The sequence below is a fragment of the Janthinobacterium sp. FW305-129 genome, from assembly GCF_020858115.1.
Lineage (GTDB): Bacteria > Pseudomonadota > Gammaproteobacteria > Burkholderiales > Burkholderiaceae_D > Janthinobacterium.
Map to the genome: position 1 here is coordinate 1 of NZ_JACYMM010000006.1, position 18,430 is coordinate 18,430.

17 protein-coding genes are annotated in these 18,430 nt (G+C 61.8%); 9 read left to right on the forward strand and 8 right to left on the reverse strand.

Annotated features, from left to right (window positions below):
* On the forward strand, positions 1 to 255 hold a 255-nt coding region (locus IGS61_RS13135; protein WP_230539991.1), incomplete at its 5' end, for a hypothetical protein.
* A 116-nt stretch (positions 256 to 371) separates the two neighbouring features.
* Positions 372 to 1,751, forward strand: a complete 1,380-nt coding sequence (locus IGS61_RS13140; RefSeq protein ID WP_230539992.1) for a sodium-dependent transporter — start codon at positions 372 to 374, stop codon at positions 1,749 to 1,751.
* On the opposite strand, the gene IGS61_RS13145 is transcribed toward IGS61_RS13140, so the two are convergent.
* The 7 genes from IGS61_RS13145 to IGS61_RS13175 form a co-directional block, all read right to left on the reverse strand.
* Positions 1,752 to 2,366, reverse strand: coding sequence for a M15 family metallopeptidase (locus IGS61_RS13145; protein WP_230539993.1), 615 nt, complete (start codon positions 2,364 to 2,366; stop codon positions 1,752 to 1,754). It abuts the gene before it with no gap.
* Positions 2,366 to 3,268, reverse strand: coding sequence for a LysR family transcriptional regulator (locus tag IGS61_RS13150; RefSeq protein WP_070288989.1), 903 nt, complete (start codon positions 3,266 to 3,268; stop codon positions 2,366 to 2,368). Before IGS61_RS13150 ends, IGS61_RS13145 begins: the two co-directional genes overlap by 1 nt.
* Positions 3,269 to 3,351: 83 nt before the next feature.
* Entirely contained in the window at positions 3,352 to 4,152 is an 801-nt protein-coding gene (locus IGS61_RS13155) for an N-acetylmuramoyl-L-alanine amidase (protein WP_230539994.1), read from the reverse strand.
* Between the two features lie 30 nt (positions 4,153 to 4,182).
* Complete coding sequence (locus IGS61_RS13160; protein WP_230539995.1) at positions 4,183 to 5,130, reverse strand: BadF/BadG/BcrA/BcrD ATPase family protein; 948 nt, start codon at positions 5,128 to 5,130, stop codon at positions 4,183 to 4,185.
* Between the two features lie 94 nt (positions 5,131 to 5,224).
* A complete protein-coding gene (locus IGS61_RS13165) occupies positions 5,225 to 6,886 on the reverse strand; it encodes a glycoside hydrolase family 10 protein (RefSeq protein ID WP_230539996.1) in 1,662 nt (553 codons plus the stop codon).
* A gap of 90 nt (positions 6,887 to 6,976) precedes the next feature.
* Positions 6,977 to 8,275 carry an MFS transporter gene (locus tag IGS61_RS13170; protein WP_230539997.1) on the reverse strand — a complete coding sequence of 433 codons (1,299 nt, stop codon included), beginning with the start codon at positions 8,273 to 8,275 and terminating at the stop codon, positions 6,977 to 6,979.
* A 45-nt stretch (positions 8,276 to 8,320) separates the two neighbouring features.
* Positions 8,321 to 9,202, reverse strand: coding sequence for an N-acetylmuramic acid 6-phosphate etherase (locus tag IGS61_RS13175; RefSeq protein ID WP_230539998.1), 882 nt, complete (start codon positions 9,200 to 9,202; stop codon positions 8,321 to 8,323).
* Between the two features lie 185 nt (positions 9,203 to 9,387).
* Here IGS61_RS13175 and IGS61_RS13180 point away from each other — a divergent pair, with 185 nt between their 5' ends.
* A complete protein-coding gene (locus IGS61_RS13180; RefSeq protein WP_230539999.1) occupies positions 9,388 to 10,446 on the forward strand; it encodes a helix-turn-helix transcriptional regulator in 1,059 nt (352 codons plus the stop codon).
* A gap of 142 nt (positions 10,447 to 10,588) precedes the next feature.
* Positions 10,589 to 11,722, forward strand: a complete 1,134-nt coding sequence (locus IGS61_RS13185; protein WP_230540000.1) for a nuclear transport factor 2 family protein — start codon at positions 10,589 to 10,591, stop codon at positions 11,720 to 11,722.
* Between the two features lie 2 nt (positions 11,723 to 11,724).
* Here IGS61_RS13185 and IGS61_RS13190 read toward each other — a convergent pair whose 3' ends face one another.
* Complete coding sequence (locus tag IGS61_RS13190) at positions 11,725 to 12,465, reverse strand: GntR family transcriptional regulator (RefSeq protein ID WP_230540001.1); 741 nt, start codon at positions 12,463 to 12,465, stop codon at positions 11,725 to 11,727.
* 226 nt (positions 12,466 to 12,691) lie between these two features.
* Here IGS61_RS13190 and IGS61_RS13195 point away from each other — a divergent pair, with 226 nt between their 5' ends.
* The 5 genes from IGS61_RS13195 to IGS61_RS13215 all read left to right on the forward strand — a co-directional run bounded on the left by IGS61_RS13195 (position 12,692) and on the right by IGS61_RS13215 (position 18,415).
* Positions 12,692 to 14,029 carry a serine hydrolase domain-containing protein gene (locus tag IGS61_RS13195; protein ID WP_230540002.1) on the forward strand — a complete coding sequence of 446 codons (1,338 nt, stop codon included), beginning with the start codon at positions 12,692 to 12,694 and terminating at the stop codon, positions 14,027 to 14,029.
* A 91-nt stretch (positions 14,030 to 14,120) separates the two neighbouring features.
* Positions 14,121 to 15,407, forward strand: a complete 1,287-nt coding sequence (locus IGS61_RS13200) for a D-amino acid dehydrogenase (protein WP_268993873.1) — start codon at positions 14,121 to 14,123, stop codon at positions 15,405 to 15,407.
* Positions 15,408 to 15,500: 93 nt separating this feature from the next.
* Positions 15,501 to 15,950 (forward strand): YchJ family protein, encoded by a 450-nt coding sequence (locus tag IGS61_RS13205; protein WP_230540004.1) that lies wholly within the window; start codon positions 15,501 to 15,503, stop codon positions 15,948 to 15,950.
* A 40-nt stretch (positions 15,951 to 15,990) separates the two neighbouring features.
* Positions 15,991 to 17,613 carry a carboxyl transferase domain-containing protein gene (locus IGS61_RS13210; protein ID WP_230540005.1) on the forward strand — a complete coding sequence of 541 codons (1,623 nt, stop codon included), beginning with the start codon at positions 15,991 to 15,993 and terminating at the stop codon, positions 17,611 to 17,613.
* Positions 17,614 to 17,626: 13 nt separating this feature from the next.
* Positions 17,627 to 18,415: an enoyl-CoA hydratase/isomerase family protein gene (locus tag IGS61_RS13215; protein WP_230540006.1), complete on the forward strand. Its 789-nt coding sequence runs from the start codon at positions 17,627 to 17,629 to the stop codon at positions 18,413 to 18,415.
* Positions 18,416 to 18,430: the final 15 nt, after the last annotated feature.

Below are 18,430 nucleotides of genomic sequence, written 5' to 3' on the forward strand. Positions count from 1 at the left end.
CAATCCGAAGATCGGCGCTGCACTACATCAAATGTCCACACTTATCGACTGTTAATTGTTAAAGAACTGTATTCGGTACTGCTTATTTGCTACTCTCGCGCTATCGACAAAGCGTTGTGTTTGTCAGCTGCGAAGAAGGAAGAGTATGAAGCATTTCACTACATCCGTCAACTCCTTCTTTTACTACTCATCGCCGTTTCCGGTGATCCTCAACTGCCGAATTTGACTGCGTCTCATTGGGGAGGCGAACTATAGCAAAGCGCCCCAGTGGAAGCAAGGCTTTTCCGGGGTATTTGCGGCCAACTGCTACAATTTCGCCCCCTCCGCGCCAAACGGCGCTTGCCTATATATAGAACCATAGAAGATTCACCATGAAACAACAAGCTCAAGGATCAGGCCTGACCCTGAAACGAGCTGGCTTTACCACTGGCTTCGGCGTGCTCGCCGCCACCCTCGGTTCCGCAGTCGGTCTCGGCAATATCTGGAAGTTCCCCTATCTGACAGGCGCCAATGGCGGCGCCGGCTTCCTGCTCATCTATCTGCTCGCTACCCTTTTAGTGGGACTGCCCGTGATGATCGCGGAAATCACCCTGGGGCGCCGCGCCAAGGTCAACCCGATCTCCACCATGGAACGGCTGGCACCGAAGGGCAAGCCCTGGTGGCTGGTCGGCCTCATCGGCATGGTCGCCGCCTTCCTGATCGTCGCGTTTTATTCGGAAGTGGTGGGCTGGGTGTTTGCCTATATCGCCAAGGCCATCGATGGCTCCATCTTGAGCAGCGACAAGCTGGTGACGGAGGCGGCTTTCGCCTCGCTGATCAGCAATCCTTTGCAATCGCTGTTGTGGCAATGGGGCGTGCTGCTGTTTATCGGCGGTATATTGATGCTGGGCGTGACCAAGGGTATCGAGGCGATCGCCAAGAAACTGATGCCGCTGCTGTTCCTGCTGTTGCTGCTGCTGTGCGCGGTCAGCCTGTCGCTCGATAAAGCGGGCGAAGGCCTGGCCTTCCTGTTCCGTCCTGATTTTTCCAAGCTGACGGCTTCCGTCGTGCTGACGGCCATGGGCCTGGCCTTCTTTAAATTGTCCGTCGGCATGGGCACGATGATGACCTACGGCAGCTATTTCCGCGATGACCAGAATATCCCCGTCACCACCTTGCGCGTGATGGCGGCCGACCTCGGTGTATCGATGCTGGCCGGCATCGCCATCTTCCCCGCCGTATTCACGTTTGGTTTCGCCCCCAGTGCGGGACCGTCGCTGGTGTTCATCACGATTCCCGCCGTGTTTTCGCAAATCCCGATGGGGCAAGCCCTGATGGTGGTGTTCTTCATCCTGGCCGCCGTGGCCGCCACGGGGGCGATGCTGTCGCTGATGGAAGTGCCCGTGGTGATTTTCCATGAGCGCTTCGGCTGGACGCGCACGAAGGCCACCATCGTGACCATGCTGCTGCTGGCCGTGCTCGGCTCCGTGTGCGCGCTGAGCAACAGCAGCCTGGCAGACTTCAAGCTGTTTAATTTGAATATGTTTGATCTGTTCGACTTCGTCTCGTCGAATATCTTCCTGCCCGTGGGCGGCATCGCCATTGCCTTGTTTACAGGCTGGGCCTGGGGCAAGCAGCATTTTATCGAGGCAATCAGCAATCACGGCCAGTTGCAGAATCAAACCCTGGCGCATGTGCTGCTGTTCCTGCTGCGCTTTGTCTCGCCTGTATTGATCCTGATCGTGATGCTGAAGGGCTTAAAAGTCTTCTAATCAGAGTACCCGGGTGTAGGTCTGGCGCACCAGCACCCGGTCGCCGCAATCGAAGTGCCACCATTCGCTGTTGATGCCGAAGAAGCCCGCCTGGAACATGGCGTCGCGCAGCAAGCGGCGGTGCGCCACTTGCTCCTCCGTAATTTCCCCCTTCTCCAGCAAAGCCAGCTCCAGCGCCGGATGCGAGCGCTCACTCAGATCGTCAAAGCCCGTGCCCATGTCCAGTTCCCTGCCGTCCGGCCCCACGATGGTGATGTCGAGCGCCATGCCGAACGAGTGGATCGAGCCGCGCGACGGTTCGGCGATGTAACCCAGCAACTCCGTTCCCTGCAGCGCATCCCACAGCTGCTGCTGCACCCGTTGCGGGCGCAGGGCGTCGAGCACCAATAAATGATGATCGGGACGATGCGCGGCCAGCCAGGCCACGGCCTGCTCCAGCGCGGCGGCCGCGTCACGGTGCAGCCAGGCGCAATCGATGGGGCTGTATAAGTCGCGGCCGACGAAATTGTCGGGCGTGGCATAGCGCAAGTCGACGGCGATGCCGGCGATGCTGCTCAGGTGGCGAAATTGCGGATCGTTGCCGACCGCTTCCAATTGCAAACTTGCAACAGACATCAGACTCCTCTTTCCAGGCAGTTGCGCGCCGCCACGCCGATGCTGTCGGCCAGGCGCCGCGCGCCATGCGACAGCGGCGAGTGGCTCGCCGTCAATAAATACAGTTGGATCGGTATCGTGGGCGCCCAGGGACGGCGCTGCAGCCGCTCGGGCGAGCCGGACGCGGCCGTGAACGGGTCGACCACGGCCATGCCGGCGCCCGCTTCCACCAGGGAACGGGCGATTTGATAGGTCTGCACCACGGTACTGAAGACGGGGTGGATATCCTGCGCCTCGCAGGCGGCGACCACCAGTTCGCCCAGCGGATCGTTGTCCGCATGGCCGATCAGCTCGCCATTCAGGCCATGCGCCGTCAACGGTGTGCCGCAATCGGCCGCATGCCAGGTGCCGGCGGGGGCGATCACCGTCATGACGCCGTGCGCAATGGGTTCGGCCACGATGCCCGGATGGCGCGGGTCTTGCAGCGACACGGCCAGGTCCGCTTCACCGAGGCGCAGGGTATTGACGATCTCGCCCGTGTGATGGGTGGCCAGCTGGCAACGCGTGTGGGGAAAGTCGCGCCGCCATTCCGTCATGGCAAACGGCAAGACGCTGATGGCGAGCGTCGGCGTGGAGACCAAACGGATGGTTTCCACCGCGTGACCCTTCAGGCTGGCCGCCAGGCGGCGGATGCCCAACAAGTCGCGGTTGAGCTTTTCCGTCTCGACAAACAAGCGGTGTGCCTCGGGTTTCGGGTACAGCTTGCCCCGCACGCGCTCGAACAGCGGCATGCCCAGTTGCAACTCGCAATGCTGCAAGACCTTGGTCACGGCCGGTTGCGAGATATGCAGCACCTGGGCGGCGCCGCTGATGGTGCCAACTTGCATGATGGCGTGAAACACTTCGATATGACGCAGCCGCATGAGCTATTCCTTTACCTTGCCGTGGCCGTCTGGGCCGTCAACGTTCAGCATATAAGAAAAAGTCATGGGCTGGAACGGCCGTGCTACTTTGCGACAACAGCTGCGGCCGGTGTCGTCAGCACTTCCAGCAGGGCCGCCGTTTCGCCATCGGGCGTGCCGTCGAACAAGGTGTTGCGGTATTTCATCTGGAAGGCGATCAGCACATTGCGCGTCGCGTCGTCGAAGACGCCCGTCTGCGGCGTCGCATAGCCATGCTGGGCCAGCTTTTTCTGGAACCAGACAGCGTCCGGCACTTGCTGCTCAAAAATGAGGCGTTGCGCGGCGACGCGGTTGGCATCGGGCCAGACGATCAGGCCCGCGTCGGCCAACTGGCGCCATGGGAACAGCGGACCCGGGTCCTGCTTGCGCTGCGGGGCGATCTCGTTATGACCGAGGATGTTTTCCGGCGCGATGTTGTAGCGGGCCTGGATATCTTTCAGCAGCGGAATCAGCTCATCGATCTGTGCCTGGGGAAACGGATACCAGAGGCGGCCTTCCGGCGTGTCCTTGTAGCCTGGGTTGACGATCTCGATGCCGATCGAGCTGACATTCAACTGTGTATAAGTCTTCCAGTTACTCACACCCGCATGATTAGCCTGGCGCGATTCGTCGACCAAGACGTAAAACTTCGGCTTGTCCGTGTCCGTCAGCAAATAATGGCTGCTGACCACTTGTTCCGTCAGGATCTTGATCGAGCGGGGCAAGTCGCTGACCGTGTAATGGATGACGATGAATTTCACGCGCGGGCTCTGGCCGCGCGCCGTCAAACTGTGGTCGAGGTGCGGCGCGGGCGTGGTACAGGCGGAGAGCAGGGCCACCAGCAGGGCGAGGGCGATTTTCTTCATGAAAGATCCGTGTTCGAGTTAATAAAATAGTCAGTCTTTGCCGGCATACAAGCTGGCCGTCCTGGCCGCCAGCTTGGCCGCGGCCTCATGCGAGCGGGCAACTTTTTGCTCCATTTGCAACGATACAGGCAAAGCGGCCCGCATGGCAGCGGCGATGGCCGGGTGCAATTGCGCCGCGCGCCCCGCCAGCACCACGGGACGGGGACCGTAGCGCGCCGTCAGGGCCAGCGCCAAACGCGCCAGTTCCTGTCCCGCGCGCTGCAAGATGTCCAGCGCCAGCGGGTCGGCATCCGCACTGGCGGCCACGGCCAGCGCCAGCCGGCCGATGGCACCCCGGTCCTGGCCATACATGAAGGCGCGCGACAGCGACCAGTCGCTGCCGCCCAGTTGCGCAAACACGGCCACGGCCATGGGAGACGCTTGCCAGCTGCCGGGCGCCTCGTCTTCGCGGCGCCAGATGTGGCGCAAGGCTTCGCGCGCGATCCAGTAACCGCCGCCGCCATCGTCGAGCAACACGCCGCGCCCGCCCGCCCGGTGAAACACGCCATCCGCATCGATCCAGGCGGCAATCGAACCCGTGCCAGCGTAGACCAGATAACCCTGACCTGGTTCAAAACTGTCGCGATACGCGATGTCGATATCATTGCCCAAGCGAACGTCGCTGGCGTCCAGCGCCAGCAACTCCGCCAGCATGTGCGCCAGCGTTACATCGTCGCCGCCAAAGCCAGTCAAACCGGCCACCACGGCACGCGGCTGGCCGATGGCCAGCACAGCCTGAGACAGTTTCGCAAACGTGGCGTGCACGGCCGCGCGGCCCGCTTCGCTGCTCATTTGCAAGGCAGACAAGCCTTCCACGGCCCCATCGGCCACGATGACGCCGCCCCCGTTGGCCAGGGCCCAGCGCGTCTGCGTGCCGCCCGCGTCGATGCCCAGCCCCAGCACGGCAGTGTCAGTATGGGTTACAGGGAAGGAAATCATGGCATGAGTGTAAAGCCAAGCCGAGCTTGCAGGCATGAAAGCTTGCGCATGTTTCATGCCTGCAGGTTATGGACTAGCGGTGATCCGGCAACAATTACTTGGCGAGGGCCGTAAACGGTGCGCGCACGGTGACGCGGGGGCTTTCATTGCCGAGGCGGTCCACGGCGCTGACCACCACCGCATTGACTTTACCAACGGCATCGTCGACCAGGGTCAGCTCGCCTTGCACGCCCGTGACCACGGTAAAGCGCCAGTCTTCGCCGTAGCGGGCCCAGACGGCATATTGCGCCACGGCTTTGCCGCCGCCTGCCGTCAATTTGATGTTCAGGCTGGTGGAATCGCGGCGCAAGGCCAGCACGGGCGTGCCCGGCGCTTCCTTGCCCAGCCACGGTGTGGCGGGAATCAGGGCAGGGCTTTGATATACGGTCGCCTTGAGTTGCTCGCTGACACCCTTGCGGTTCTGCATCAGGGGCACCATGCTGAAATGCACTTGTCCATTCGCGCCGGGGCGCGTGCGCGTCACTTCGATCTGCTTGATGATCTCTTGCGGCGTGAAGGATTTGGCGGAATTGTCGATGCGGCTCGTATATAAACCGGGCCACACGTGGCGGCCGTACGGGTTTTGCGCCAGCCAATAGTCGAGCAGCACGCCAAACGCTTGCGGCGCCTGCGCCACGGGCCAGTACAACTGCGGCGACAGGTAATCGAGCCAGCCCTTGGCCAGCCACAATTCCGCATCCGCATACAATTTGTCGTACTGGCTGAAGCCGACGATGCCGGCAGGGCGGCGGTCGGGACGGCCGATGCCGAACGGGCTGATGCCGAAGCGCACCCAGCTCTTTTCGCGGTGGATGCCGGTATATAACGCTTCGATCAACTGATTGACGTTCTGGCGGCGCCACGAAGCGCGGTCGAGATCGCCGCCGGCCAGCAGATATTGCTGCCAGGAAGGCTCATCGGGGAAAGGCAGTTCACGCTTGGCGCCGCCATTGCCCGCATCCAGCGCGGCCGTTTCCGCACCGGCACCGGCGCCAGGCGCGTCGATCGGATACGGATAAAAGTAATCGTCGATGTGCACGCCATCGATATCGTAGCGGCGCACCACGTCGAGCACTACGTCCGTCGTGTGCTTCGAGGCGGCCGCGTCGCCCGGGTCCATCCACAGGTAGCGGCCGTATTGCTTGACGGACGCCGGGTTGGTGGACGCGAAACTGTCGCGAGCCAGCGGCGACTTGGCCGTCGCGTGGCGGGCCCGGTAGGGGTTGAACCAGGCGTGCAATTCCAGGCCGCGCGCATGCGCCTGGGCCACCCAGAAGGCCAGCGGGTCATACAGGGGCAACGGCGGCTGGCCTTGCTTGCCCGTCAGGTATTCCGACCACGGTTCCAGCTGCGACGGGTAAATCGTGTCCGCGCTGGGACGCACCTGCAGCACGATCGCGTTCAGATTCAAGGACTTGGCGCGGTCGAGGATGGCGATCGCTTCGGCTTGCTGCTTGGCGACAGGCAAATTGCTGCGGCTGGGCCAGTCGATATTGGCCACCGTCGAGACCCAGGCGGCGCGGAACTCGCGCGGCGCCGGCGGCGGCACTTCGCCCGTGATGTGCTGCACGGGCGGCACAGCCGGCAAGCCCGCTTCGCCTGGCGTCACTGCGGAGGGCAGTTTGGTGCTGGTACAGCTGCTGAGCAATGTGGCGGTGGCCAGCGCGGCCAGTACGCCGACCGTGGTGCCCAGGCGTTTTTTGAAAGTAGACAACAAAACAATTCCTTGCAGTGGTGGAGCGCAGGTCTATCGGTGGGGCATTTTACTGTGCGCCCGCCATCCTTGCGGGCGCACGGTTCAAAAGAATCAGGCCTCGGTCTTCTTGCCGAATTCCGGATCGATCTTGACCAGCGCGGCCATGATGAAAGCGGGAATCGTGGCGATGCAGACCCAGATGAAGAAGTGCTGGTAGCCGAGCATTTGCTGTATCCAGCCGCTGGCCATGCCCGGCAACATCATGCCCAGAGCCATGAAGCCCGTGCAAATGGCGTAATGGGCCGTTTTATGGGCGCCATCGGACACCATGATCATGTACAACATATAAGAAGCGAAACCGAAGCCATAGCCAAATTGCTCCAACGCAATACCACCGGCGATCACATAGATGTTGCTGGGCAGGGCGCTGGCCAGGTAGACGAAGACCAGGTCGGGCAAGTGGACGGACAGCACCATGATCCACAGGCAACGTTTCAAGCCGAAGCGGGAAATGATGAATCCGCCCAGCAAGCCGCCCAGGGTCAGGGCGATCACGCCGATGGTGCCGTAGACGAGGCCCACCTGTTCCGTGCTGAGGCCCAGGCCGCCCTTGGCGACCGGGTCGAGCAGGAAGGGTGCGGCCAATTTCAGCAGTTGCGCTTCGCCGAGGCGGAACAGCAGCAAGAAGCCCAGGATGACGAAAATATCCTTCTTCTTGAAGAAGGCGGCAAAGGTGGCGATGAACTCTTGCAACGGGGAAATACCAGCACCCTGGATGCTGGGGCGGTCATCCTTCGGTTTCGGCAAGACAAAATAATGATAGAGGAAGAGGGCGATGAACAGGCCCGCCAGAATGGCAAACACGACGGACCAGGCCAGCTGCACATTGCCCGTCGCATGCGTCAGGTAGCCGGCCAGAAACACCAAGCCGCCCTGGCCCGCGATCATTGCCAATCTGTAAAACGTGCTGCGCACGCCGACGAAGGCCGCCTGCTGGTGCTCTTCCAGGCCCAGCATATAAAAGCCGTCGGCGGCGATATCATGCGTGGCGGAACTGAAGGCCATCAGCCAGAAAACGGCCAGGCTGATCTGGAAGAAATGGGGCAGGGACGTCGTCAGGGCCACCAGCGCCAGCGCGGCGCCGATCACCAGCTGCAAGCCGACAATCCAGAAGCGCTTGGTGCGGTACATATCGATGAAAGGCGACCACAGGGGCTTGATGACCCAGGGCAAGTACAGCCAGCTTGTGTACAGCGCGATATCCGTATTGGAAAAGCCGTAATTCTTGTACATGATCACGGACAAGGTCATGACCACGACATAGGGTATGCCCTGGCCGAAATACAGGGATGGGATCCACAGCCACGGATTATTTTTGCGCGCCGGGGCGGCTTGTTTCACTAGCTCCATACATCCTTCTTTGTCTCCCAGACAGAAGAATGCCGCGCCATCGGATCACGCCGCCAGTGCTGCCCGCACACTGCCGTCCGCGCCGGCCAACAATGCCTGTGCCTGGTTTGTGTTGATTTTTTTGATCAAGGCAACAATCGCCACCTTGACGTGATAGTGGCATTGCTCCAGCACGGCCCTGGCCTGCGCCTCGCTGGCGCCCGTGGCATGCATGGTCAGACGCACGGCCCGCCAGATCAGCTTGGCGTTGGTCGGCTTCAAGTCTACCATCAAGTTTCCGTAAGTTTTGTGCAAACCCACCATCAGAGCGCTGGAAATCGTGTTCAGGGTGATTTTTTGCGCCGTGCCCGCTTTCAGACGCGTGCTGCCGGAAATGACTTCCATACCCGTGTCGAGCACGATGCCGCATTGCGCCTCGTGCGCCACGGGGGCGTCCACATTGTTGGCGATGCCTATGGTCAAGGCGCCCGCCTTGCGCGCGGCCAGCAAGGCGCCCAGCACGTACGGCGTGGCGCCGGAGGCGGCCAGCAGGATCACCACGTCATTTACTTGCGGCAACAGGGCCAGCACATCGCGCTCGCCTTGCTGTACATCATCTTCCGCCCCTTCGACGGCCGTGAACATGGCGCCCGCGCCGCCGGCCAGGATCGCGACGGCCCGCTCGGGCGGCCAGGAGAACGTGGGAGTCAATTCAACGCTGTCGAGCACGCCCAGGCGTCCCGACGTGCCCGCACCCACGTACAGCAGGCGTCCGCCGGCGGCGATGCGGGGCAGGGCGGCCGTGATGGCGGCAGCGATTTGCGGCGAGGCCAGCCGCACGGCTTCGACGGCCCAGAACTGGTCATCGACCAGCGCCGCCACCAGTTGCTCCACCGGATACAGGTCCAGATCCGGATGCCGCCGGCTCGGGGTTTCAGTTTTCAACATGATTTCAGAACATGGTTGAAGGTGAAACCAGTTTAATACCAACGAGCAAGATCAACCATGAAAGGTTGGCGGGCGGGCATAACGGGAGTTTATGGCTGATGCAGGACGTGGTGTACTACTTGTACTTCGATACGCTCCCGTTTGTGTCTATACTTGGGTTCGACGCCCTAATTCACGACACGCCCATGATCGCTCGCCAATTGCTGTTCCTGTTTAGCGCCCTGGGCGCCATCAACGGCATTTTTCTGGCCGTCTATTTTTTCAGCCGCCGGCCTCGCTGCCTGGCCGATTGCATGCTCGGTGCATTGCTGCTTGCCGTGGGGGTGCGCACCGCCAAATCCGCCTTCCTCTACTTCAACCCGGCGATCGCCATCGAATTCCGCCAGCTGGGCCTGTCAGCTTGCCTGCTGATCGGCCCCTTGACCTATCTGTATGTGCGCGCTTTCATCGCCGGGCGCGCGCAACTGCCTGCCGGCCAAGAATGGCGCTGGCATCTCGGCCTGTCCTTCCTGCTGATAGGCATAGGCGTTGCCTTTCCGTATTCCGCGTATCGTGCTGTGTGGAACCAGTCGAGCCATGCCATTCATGTGTTCTGGTTATGCTACCTGCTGGCAACTGCCAAGTTGCTCTGGCAAAGCCGCCATGCATGGCTGAACGACGGACAGCGGATGGCGACCGGCAGCGTACTCCTGCTGAGCGTCTTTGCAGGCAGCGGTGTCATGCTGGCGGCGTACGCGAGCACGCCGTTCACGTCGTATATTGTCGGCGCCTTGTCATTTACCTTCTCGCTGCATGTCGCGGTCATGGTCTTTCTGCTGAGAAAGGAAACCTCGACGCCTTCCGACCCGAGGCAGAAGTACCAGAACAGCCGCCTGACGCACGAAGATGCGCTTGCCGTGCTCGCTGCGCTGGAACAACAGATGAGCGGGCAGAAATCCTATCTGAATCCGAACCTCACCCTGGCGCAACTGGCCAAACGGGCAGGGTGCACGCAGGCGCAGGTGTCGCAAGTGCTGAATGACAAGCTGAGCAAGAGCTTCACCACCTACGTCAACGAATACCGTATCGCCGAAGCGAAACAGGTCTTGGCCGACGAGCCGCAACTGAACATGGATACCGTTGCCGAGCGCTGCGGGTTCAATTCCAGTTCCACCTTCTACTCAGCCTTCAAGAAAGTTACTGGGCAGACACCCGCCAGCTTCCGCGCCCAATCCAGCCCGGCGGCCAGGGCCGTTTCCGCGTAAAACCGCTCCGGAATCGCCATTCCGGAGTCTGAAATCATGTTTGGCGACATCAACTCCCCTGCATTTCGATAACTTATCGACCAGCAACGACCTGCAATAGTCGTTGCTCCGATAAACGCAGTTATTCATTCAGGGTAAAGTCATGATTCAGTTTTTATTGCGAACGGTACTCGCCTGTTGCTTGCTCGGCAGCGCCGCCGCCGGCACCGCCGCAACCGCAGACCAGGACGAAAATGCCATCCGGGAAACCGTGCGCTTGTATCTGCACGGCACCAGCTTCAACGTACCGGACGAGATCAACCAGGCCTTCCATACCACCGCCCGCCTTTACCTGGACGGCAAAAACGATACGGAATGGGAGCTCAGCGGTCCGGAATACGCCAAACTCTTTCCCCAGGAGAAAATAGGCCAATTCAATGGGCGCCACGGGCGACTGATCAAGGTGGAGGCGAGCGGCAAGGTGGCCACCGCCAAGGCCGAGATCCACATTCCCCAGCAAGGGGTACGCTATGTGGATGTCTTTCTTTTGAAAAAGATCGCCGGCAACTGGAAGATCATCAGCAAGTCGGCCGATCGCGAGCCCGCAGCCCCGCGCCATGCACGCAAAGTGCTGCTGGTCGTATCAAATGTGCATCAATATCCCGGTACAAAAATTAACGCGGGCAATAATTTTCCCGAGCTGGCCTATACCTATGATGCCTTTCGCAAAGCAGGGTACGCGGTCGACTTCGTCAGTCCCGAGGGAGGCGCCATTCCCCTGGAAATGATCGTCACGTCGGACGAGTTGCTCAAAAAGCATCTGTACGACAGTGATTTCATGTGGGCACTGGCCCATACCAAGCCCGTTTCCGAGGTCAGGGCAGACGAGTATGCGGGCATGGCTTTCGTCGGCGGCGGCGCGGCCATCGTCGGCATCCCGGACAACAAGCCGCTGCAGGACATCGCTATGCGTATCTACGAGCAACAAGGAGGGGTGATCGCGGCCATCTGCCATGGCACCGAGGGCATCAAGAATCTGAAGCTCAGTGACGGGACTTTCCTGATCCAGGGCAAGGTGCTCACCTCGTTCCCCGATGCGTATCTCAACAAGGAATCGCCGGTATACAAGGCCTATCCCTTCTCGGCGGAAGCCAGCATCAAGCGCCATGGCGGCATTTTCCGGCACGGCGCCAACGGCAAGAGTCACGTCGAGGTCGATGGCCGGCTGGTGACCGGCATGAGCTGGGAGTCATCCGTCGGCGTGGCCGAATCCATGATCCGCCTGATCGCGCAGTAGCTTTATGGAGAACGGCGCATTTCCGCCACGAAGTCGTAATGGTCGCTGCGGCAATACGAATGCGTCAGTTCCACCGCTTCGCCCGAGTCCAGGTAGGCGATGCGCGTGATGAACAGCACGGCCTGGCCATCGGGGATGCCCAGCTGCTTGGCCAGCACGTCCGTCGCATTCATGGCGCGGATGTGCTGCAAGGCGCGCACGGGGGCCTTCTTGATGCTGCTCAAGTATTCGTACAGCGAGTCGCCCATGGCGGCCGGGTCCGGCACCACGCTGAAGGGCAGCACGCTCACTTCATATGCCATCACCACGTCGTCGGCCAAGCGCAAGCGCTCCAGGCGCGCCACTTTCGTGTTCTGCGCCAGGCCCAGGCTCAGCTGTTCATCGCTGCTGGCGATGACGACTTCGCGCTTGAGCCAGCGCGAGCCGGGACGGTAGCCGCGCTGCTGCAGCTGCTCGGAAAAGCTCGACAGGTTCGACAGGGGCTGCTCGATGCGCGGGGCAATATAGTTGCCCGAACCACGGCGGCGCACGACGAGGCCTTGCTCGACCAATTGATCGATGGCCTTGCGGGCAGTCACGCGCGATACGTCGAGCAGTTCGGACAGGGTACGTTCGGATGGCAGGGCCTGGTCTACCTGGTAGCGGCCGTTGCGTACGTCATCGCTCAGCTTGCGGGCGATCTGCATATATAAAGGCGAATTGTCATTTAAATCGACCTTGAGTTCTACGCTGGTCTGGCTCATACAGTTCTCCTTGTCCTCCTAGTGTAATAGCGATGGCGCTTGCGCGTAGCCCGTCCACCCATGAATAAATGGAAAATGGGCATAAATAACGGTTATACATTTAAAAAAACGATGTTTTACCGTACGTATAGCTTTGCATTATAGATAAATAAGCAATTTTCATTAGCCATGGAAACCATCGCGTTCTATGCTGGCGGCGCATCCACCACAGCGCGAAACAGGAAACATGCATAACAAACTAACGGGTTTATTGGGCTTGCTACTGCTGGGAACGACCTGGACGGCGCTGGCCGCCCCGCCCGGCAGCGGCAGCGAACAGCTGGTGCAACACGAACAGCAGCGCGCGCTCGATGCGGCCCTGTCCGCCATCGTAGATGATGCGGTCCACCCGCTGGCCAGCCTGTCCGTGCTGGCCATCCGCCATGGAAAAGTGTCGTATCAGCAACAATTCGGCTACCGGCACATCGGTGCCACGCCGGCGGAAAACCTGCCCGTGACGCCGGCCACCCTGTTCCGTATCGCTTCCGTATCGAAGATGATGACGACCCTGGGCCTGATGCGCCTGGTCGAACAGGGCAAGCTGAGTCTGGATCAGGACGTGGGCATCTATTTAGGCTTTTCCCTGCGCAACCCGCATTTTCCCCAGCGGCCCGTGACCTTGCGCAGCCTGCTCAGCCACACTTCCTCGCTGCGCGACGCGGGCGGCTATGCCTGGGGCCCCGAACGCAGCCTGCGCGACGTGTTGACGGCCGGCGGCGACGCGATGTGGGATTCCAGCGCGGCGCCCGGCCGCTACTTTACGTATTCCAACCTGAACTGGGGCGTGATCGGCACCGTGATGGAGCAAGTCACGGGCGAGCGCTTCGACTTGCTGATGCGGCGCCTGCTGCTCGATCCCCTCGATGTGCGCGGCGGTTACCACCCGGCGGCATTTTCTAGGGAAGAGCTGGCGAATACGGCCACCCTGTACCGCAAGCGCGCGCCGGACACGGAAGAGTGGCGGCCAGCCGGCCCCTGGATCGCCCAGGCCGACGATTTTGACCAGCGCCCGCCGGCCGGCCTGGCCAACTATGTGATCGGCAGCAACGCCACCGTCTTCAGTCCCACGGGCGGCTTGCGCATCTCCGCCGCAGGGCTGGGCACCGTCATGCAGATGCTGCTCGACGGCGGACGCTACCGGAATCAGCAGCTGTTGCAACCGGCCAGCATCGCCCTGATGTTTGGCCGGCAATGGCAGCTGGCGCCAGACGCCCGCAATGGCGACAGCGAACGGGGCTTGTACCGCGCATGGGGCCTGGGCAACCAGCAATTCGATGCGGTGGAAGGACAGGGCAACGGCCTGGTCGAGGGCGCCAGTTTTCATGCAGTAGGCCACCTGGGCGACGCGTATGGCCTCGTCTCCGCCTTCGTGCTCGATTTCAAGCACAAGAATGGCATGGTGATGCTGGTGGGCGGCACAGGCAGCGATCCCGAACGCTATCCGGGCACGTATTCCGCCATGGGCCGCGGCGAGGAATTGATACTCACCACCTTATACCGTGGTGCGATTGACAAGCATGAATAATTCGCACAAAAATAGTGCATTCCTGAAAGTTATGGCTGCACCATGATGTTTCATTGGCTGCCGTGATGGCCAGCCTCTAAGCTCTCATCGAATGCTCCCGCACCATGGGGGCGCAACGCAGCGAGGCAACATGCAGCAACACGTCATCATCATCGGCGGCGGCGTCGTCGGCCTGACATCGGCCTGGTGGCTGGCCGAGGCCGGCTACAGGGTCACCTTACTGGAACGCAATGAACAGGTGGCGATCGCCGCCAGCTACCGCAATGGCGGCCAGCTCAGCTATCGCTATGTAGCGCCGCTGGCCGACGCGGGCGTGCCCTTGAAAGCCCTGCAATGGCTGCTGCAGAAAGATGGCCCGCTGCGCTTCCGTCCCGAAGCGGACTGGCGCCAATGGCGCTGGCTGGCCAGTTTCTTGCGCAATTGCAACAGCGCCAGCAATGCCCGCACGACGGCCAAGCTGCTGCAACTGGGAGAATTAAGCCGCGCCGGCATGGCGCAGCTGGAGCTGACCGTGCCGCCGGAAGCGTATGCCTGGCGCGACGCGGGCAAACTCATCGTCTACCGCTCGCACGCCATCTTCCAGCGCGCCGTGGCGCGGCCGGAATCGGAAGAGGCGCGCATCGTCTTGTCGCCGCTTGAAGCCGTACAGCGTGAACCGGCGCTGGCCGCCCTGCAGGGCGCGCTGGCGGGCGGCATCTTTACCGAAGGCGAGGCGGTGGCCGATTGCCACGCCTTTTGCCTGGCGCTGGAAGCGCGCCTGCTGCAGCACCCGAATTGTTCGCTCATCCTGAAAGGCGAGGCGCGCCGCCTCCTCGCGCACAAGGGCAGGATCACGGGCGTCGATACCAGCCTGGGCCTGCTGCAAGCGGACCATTACGTGCTGGCGGCCGGCATCCAGAGCCGCGACCTGGCCGCCACGGCCGGCGTCTACCTGCCCCTGTATCCGCTGAAAGGCTACAGCCTGACGGCGCCCATCCGCGCACAGGACCGGGCGCCCGAGATCAGCATCACGGATTTCGAGCGCAAGGTGCTGTACGCGCGCATAGGCGGCGACCTGCGCGTGGCCGCCATGGTCGACATGGTGGGCGCCGACAACAGCATCGACTGGAACCGCATCGCCGGCCTGACGCGGCTGGCGCGCGAAGCCATGCCGCACGGCGCCGATTACGACCAGGCCACGGCCTGGGCCGGCCTGCGTCCCGCCACGCCGAACAGCGCGCCGCTGGTCGGTGCCAGCAAAGTTGCAAACCTGTGGCTCAACGTGGGCCATGGCCCGCTGGGCTTTACCTTTGCGGCCGGCACTGCGCGCATCCTGGCCGACTTGATGCAGAACAAGGCACCGCCGTTCGCGCTGGACTTCCTCGCGCCGCAAAAGTAGGCGCAGCGGCAGCAACGGCGACCGGCGCCGCCGTTATGGCGGATAATTGCGGAACTTTCCTGTTCCCTCTTTTCTGTTGCATATCGTCAGCGCATGTCCACACCCTCGAAATCCACCGCCTGCCCCTGTGGCGGCGCCTCCTACGCCAGCTGCTGCGGCCCGTATATTGCGGGCGACGCCTTGCCGCCCACGGCCGAAGCCCTGATGCGTTCGCGCTACACGGCCTTCACCTTGCGCGATGAAGCGTATCTGCGCGCCACCTGGCATGCCAGCACCCGTCCCGCCGACGCTTTATTTGCGGAAGAAGAAAAAGTCCACTGGCTGGGACTTGAGGTAAAATCTGCTTTACGTTTACGTCAACGTAAAGCAGAATCAGCAGATCAAGCCGAAGAGATACACCGCGATACCGTGGAATTCGTGGCCCGCTACAAGGTCAACGGCCGCGCGCACCGCCTGCATGAAGTGAGCCGCTTCGTGCGCGAGGCGGGCGAGGGCGGTGGCGCCCTGCGCTGGTTTTATCTCGACGGCAGTTTTCCCGAATAGCGCGACCCGAGAGACCGGGCGATCATAAAAAGGAACCGCAATGCCGCATATCGAAAGCAAACTCAATCCGCGCAGTGAAGATTTCAAGGCCAATGCCGCGGCCATGCAAGCCATCGTCGACGATTTGCGCGACAAGGTAGAAAAGATCGCGGCCGGCGGCGGCGAGGCGGCGGCCGCCAAGCATCTGGCGCGGGGAAAACTGCTGCCGCGCGACAGAGTCCAGATGCTGCTCGATCCCGGCACGCCCTTCCTCGAGTTTTCCCAGATGGCGGCCTACGCCATGTACCAGGACGCCAAGGGCGTCGACGCGGCGCCTTCCGCCGGCATCATCACCGGCATCGGCAGGGTCTCGGGCCAGGAATGCGTCATCGTCTGCAACGACGCCACCGTCAAGGGCGGCACGTATTATCCGATGACGGTCAAAAAGCACTTGCGCGCCCAGGAAATCGCCGACCAGAACAACCTGCCCTGCATTTATTTGGTCGATTCGGGCGGCGCCAACCTGCCGAACCAGGACGACGTCTTCCCCGACCGCGACCATTTCGGCCGCATCTTCTACAACCAGGCGAACCTGTCGGCCAAGGGCATTCCGCAAATCGCCGTCGTGATGGGTTCTTGCACGGCAGGCGGCGCCTACGTGCCGGCCATGAGCGACGAATCGATCATCGTCAAGGAGCAAGGCACGATTTTCCTCGGCGGCCCGCCGCTGGTAAAAGCGGCCACGGGCGAAGTGGTGACGGCGGAAGACCTGGGCGGCGGCGACGTGCACACGCGTTTGTCCGGCGTGGTCGACCACCTGGCGCAGAACGATTTGCACGCGCTGTCGCTGGCGCGCACCATCGTCTCGAATCTGAACCGTAAAAAACCGCAGCAGATGGCTTTGCGCGATTCCGTCGAGCCGAAATACCCGACGCAGGAACTGTATGGCGTGATCCCCGTCGACACGCGCAAGCCCTTTGACGTGCGCGAGGTGATCGCGCGCATCGTCGACGGCAGCGATTTCGACGAATTCAAGGCCCGCTACGGCACCACCCTGATCTGCGGTTTCGCGCACATCTATGGCGTCAAAGTCGGCATCATCGCCAATAACGGCATCTTGTTCTCCGAATCGGCGCTGAAAGGCACGCATTTCATCGAATTGTGCTGCCAGCGCAAGATCCCGCTCGTTTTCCTGCAAAATATCACGGGCTTCATGGTGGGCCGCAAGTACGAAAACGAAGGCATCGCCCGCAATGGCGCCAAGATGGTGACCGCTGTCGCCACGGCCGCCGTGCCGAAATTCACGGTGATCATCGGCGGCAGCTTCGGCGCCGGCAACTACGGCATGTGCGGCCGCGCGTTCTCTCCCCGTTTCATGTGGATGTGGCCCAATGCGCGCATTTCCGTCATGGGCGGCGACCAGGCGGCTTCCGTGCTGGCGACCGTCAAGCGCGACGGCATCGAAGGCAAGGGCGGCGAGTGGAGCGCGGACGAGGAAGCGGCGTTCAAGCAGCCGATCAAGGAGCAATACGAACACCAGGGCCACCCGTACTACGCCACCGCGCGCCTGTGGGACGATGGCGTGATCGACCCGGCCGATACCCGCATGGTGCTGGGCCTGGGCCTGTCGGCCGCCTTGAACGCGGAAATCCCGGACACGAAGTTCGGCGTATTCCGCATGTAAGGGAGAGAAAAGCATGGAATTTGAAACCTTAAAGCTGGTCATCGAGGGCAATGTCGCCACCGTGACCCTGAACCGCCCCGACGTGCGCAACGCCTTCAACGAGACGACGATCGCCGAACTGGCGCGCGCCTTCGAAGGCCTGGGACGCAGCGACATGGTGCGCGCCATCGTGCTGGCGGCGAATGGCGCGGCCTTTTGCGCTGGCGCGGACCTGAACTGGATGAAGAAGATGGCAGGCTACACGCATGCCGAAAACCAGGCCGACGCGCTGCAGCTGGCGCAGATGCTGCGCACGATTTACCTGTGTCCGAAACCCGTGGTGGCGAAGATCCAGGGCGACTGCTATGCGGGCGGCATGGGCCTCGTCGCCGCATGCGATATCATTCTGGTTGCGGAAGACGTGCATTTCTGCCTGAGCGAAGTGCGGCTGGGACTGATCCCGGCCACTATTTCACCGTATGTCATCAAGGCCATGGGCGAAAACGCGGCACGCCGCTATTTCCTGACGGCGGAGCGATTCTCCGCCCGGGAAGCGTTGCGCATCGGCTTTGCCCACGAGGTAGTCGAGGCAAGCGCGCTGGACGCGAAAACGGCCGAGGTGCTCAAGGCGCTGACGGGCAACAGCCCGCACGCCGTGGCGCAAGCGAAAACGCTGGTGCGCGAAATCGCCGGCCAACCCGTCGACGATGCGCTGCTGGCGGACACCGCCGAGCGCATCGCGCAGATCCGCGCCTCGGAACAGGGACGCGAAGGCGTGCAATCCTTCCTCGACAAGCGCAAGCCGGGTTGGCTCATGGGCTAAGAATATCATTGGAGC

Coding starts and splice junctions, on each gene's coding strand:
- IGS61_RS13140 (WP_230539992.1), top strand. CDS start 372: ATGAAACAACAAGCTCAAGGATCAGGCCTGACCCTGAAACGAGCTGGC.
- IGS61_RS13145 (WP_230539993.1), bottom strand. CDS start 2,366: ATGTCTGTTGCAAGTTTGCAATTGGAAGCGGTCGGCAACGATCCGCAA.
- IGS61_RS13150 (WP_070288989.1), bottom strand. CDS start 3,268: ATGCGGCTGCGTCATATCGAAGTGTTTCACGCCATCATGCAAGTTGGC.
- IGS61_RS13155 (WP_230539994.1), bottom strand. CDS start 4,152: ATGAAGAAAATCGCCCTCGCCCTGCTGGTGGCCCTGCTCTCCGCCTGT.
- IGS61_RS13160 (WP_230539995.1), bottom strand. CDS start 5,130: ATGATTTCCTTCCCTGTAACCCATACTGACACTGCCGTGCTGGGGCTG.
- IGS61_RS13170 (WP_230539997.1), bottom strand. CDS start 8,275: ATGGAGCTAGTGAAACAAGCCGCCCCGGCGCGCAAAAATAATCCGTGG.
- IGS61_RS13175 (WP_230539998.1), bottom strand. CDS start 9,202: ATGTTGAAAACTGAAACCCCGAGCCGGCGGCATCCGGATCTGGACCTG.
- IGS61_RS13180 (WP_230539999.1), top strand. CDS start 9,388: ATGATCGCTCGCCAATTGCTGTTCCTGTTTAGCGCCCTGGGCGCCATC.
- IGS61_RS13185 (WP_230540000.1), top strand. CDS start 10,589: ATGATTCAGTTTTTATTGCGAACGGTACTCGCCTGTTGCTTGCTCGGC.
- IGS61_RS13190 (WP_230540001.1), bottom strand. CDS start 12,465: ATGAGCCAGACCAGCGTAGAACTCAAGGTCGATTTAAATGACAATTCG.
- IGS61_RS13195 (WP_230540002.1), top strand. CDS start 12,692: ATGCATAACAAACTAACGGGTTTATTGGGCTTGCTACTGCTGGGAACG.
- IGS61_RS13200 (WP_268993873.1), top strand. CDS start 14,121: ATGCTCCCGCACCATGGGGGCGCAACGCAGCGAGGCAACATGCAGCAA.
- IGS61_RS13205 (WP_230540004.1), top strand. CDS start 15,501: ATGTCCACACCCTCGAAATCCACCGCCTGCCCCTGTGGCGGCGCCTCC.
- IGS61_RS13210 (WP_230540005.1), top strand. CDS start 15,991: ATGCCGCATATCGAAAGCAAACTCAATCCGCGCAGTGAAGATTTCAAG.
- IGS61_RS13215 (WP_230540006.1), top strand. CDS start 17,627: ATGGAATTTGAAACCTTAAAGCTGGTCATCGAGGGCAATGTCGCCACC.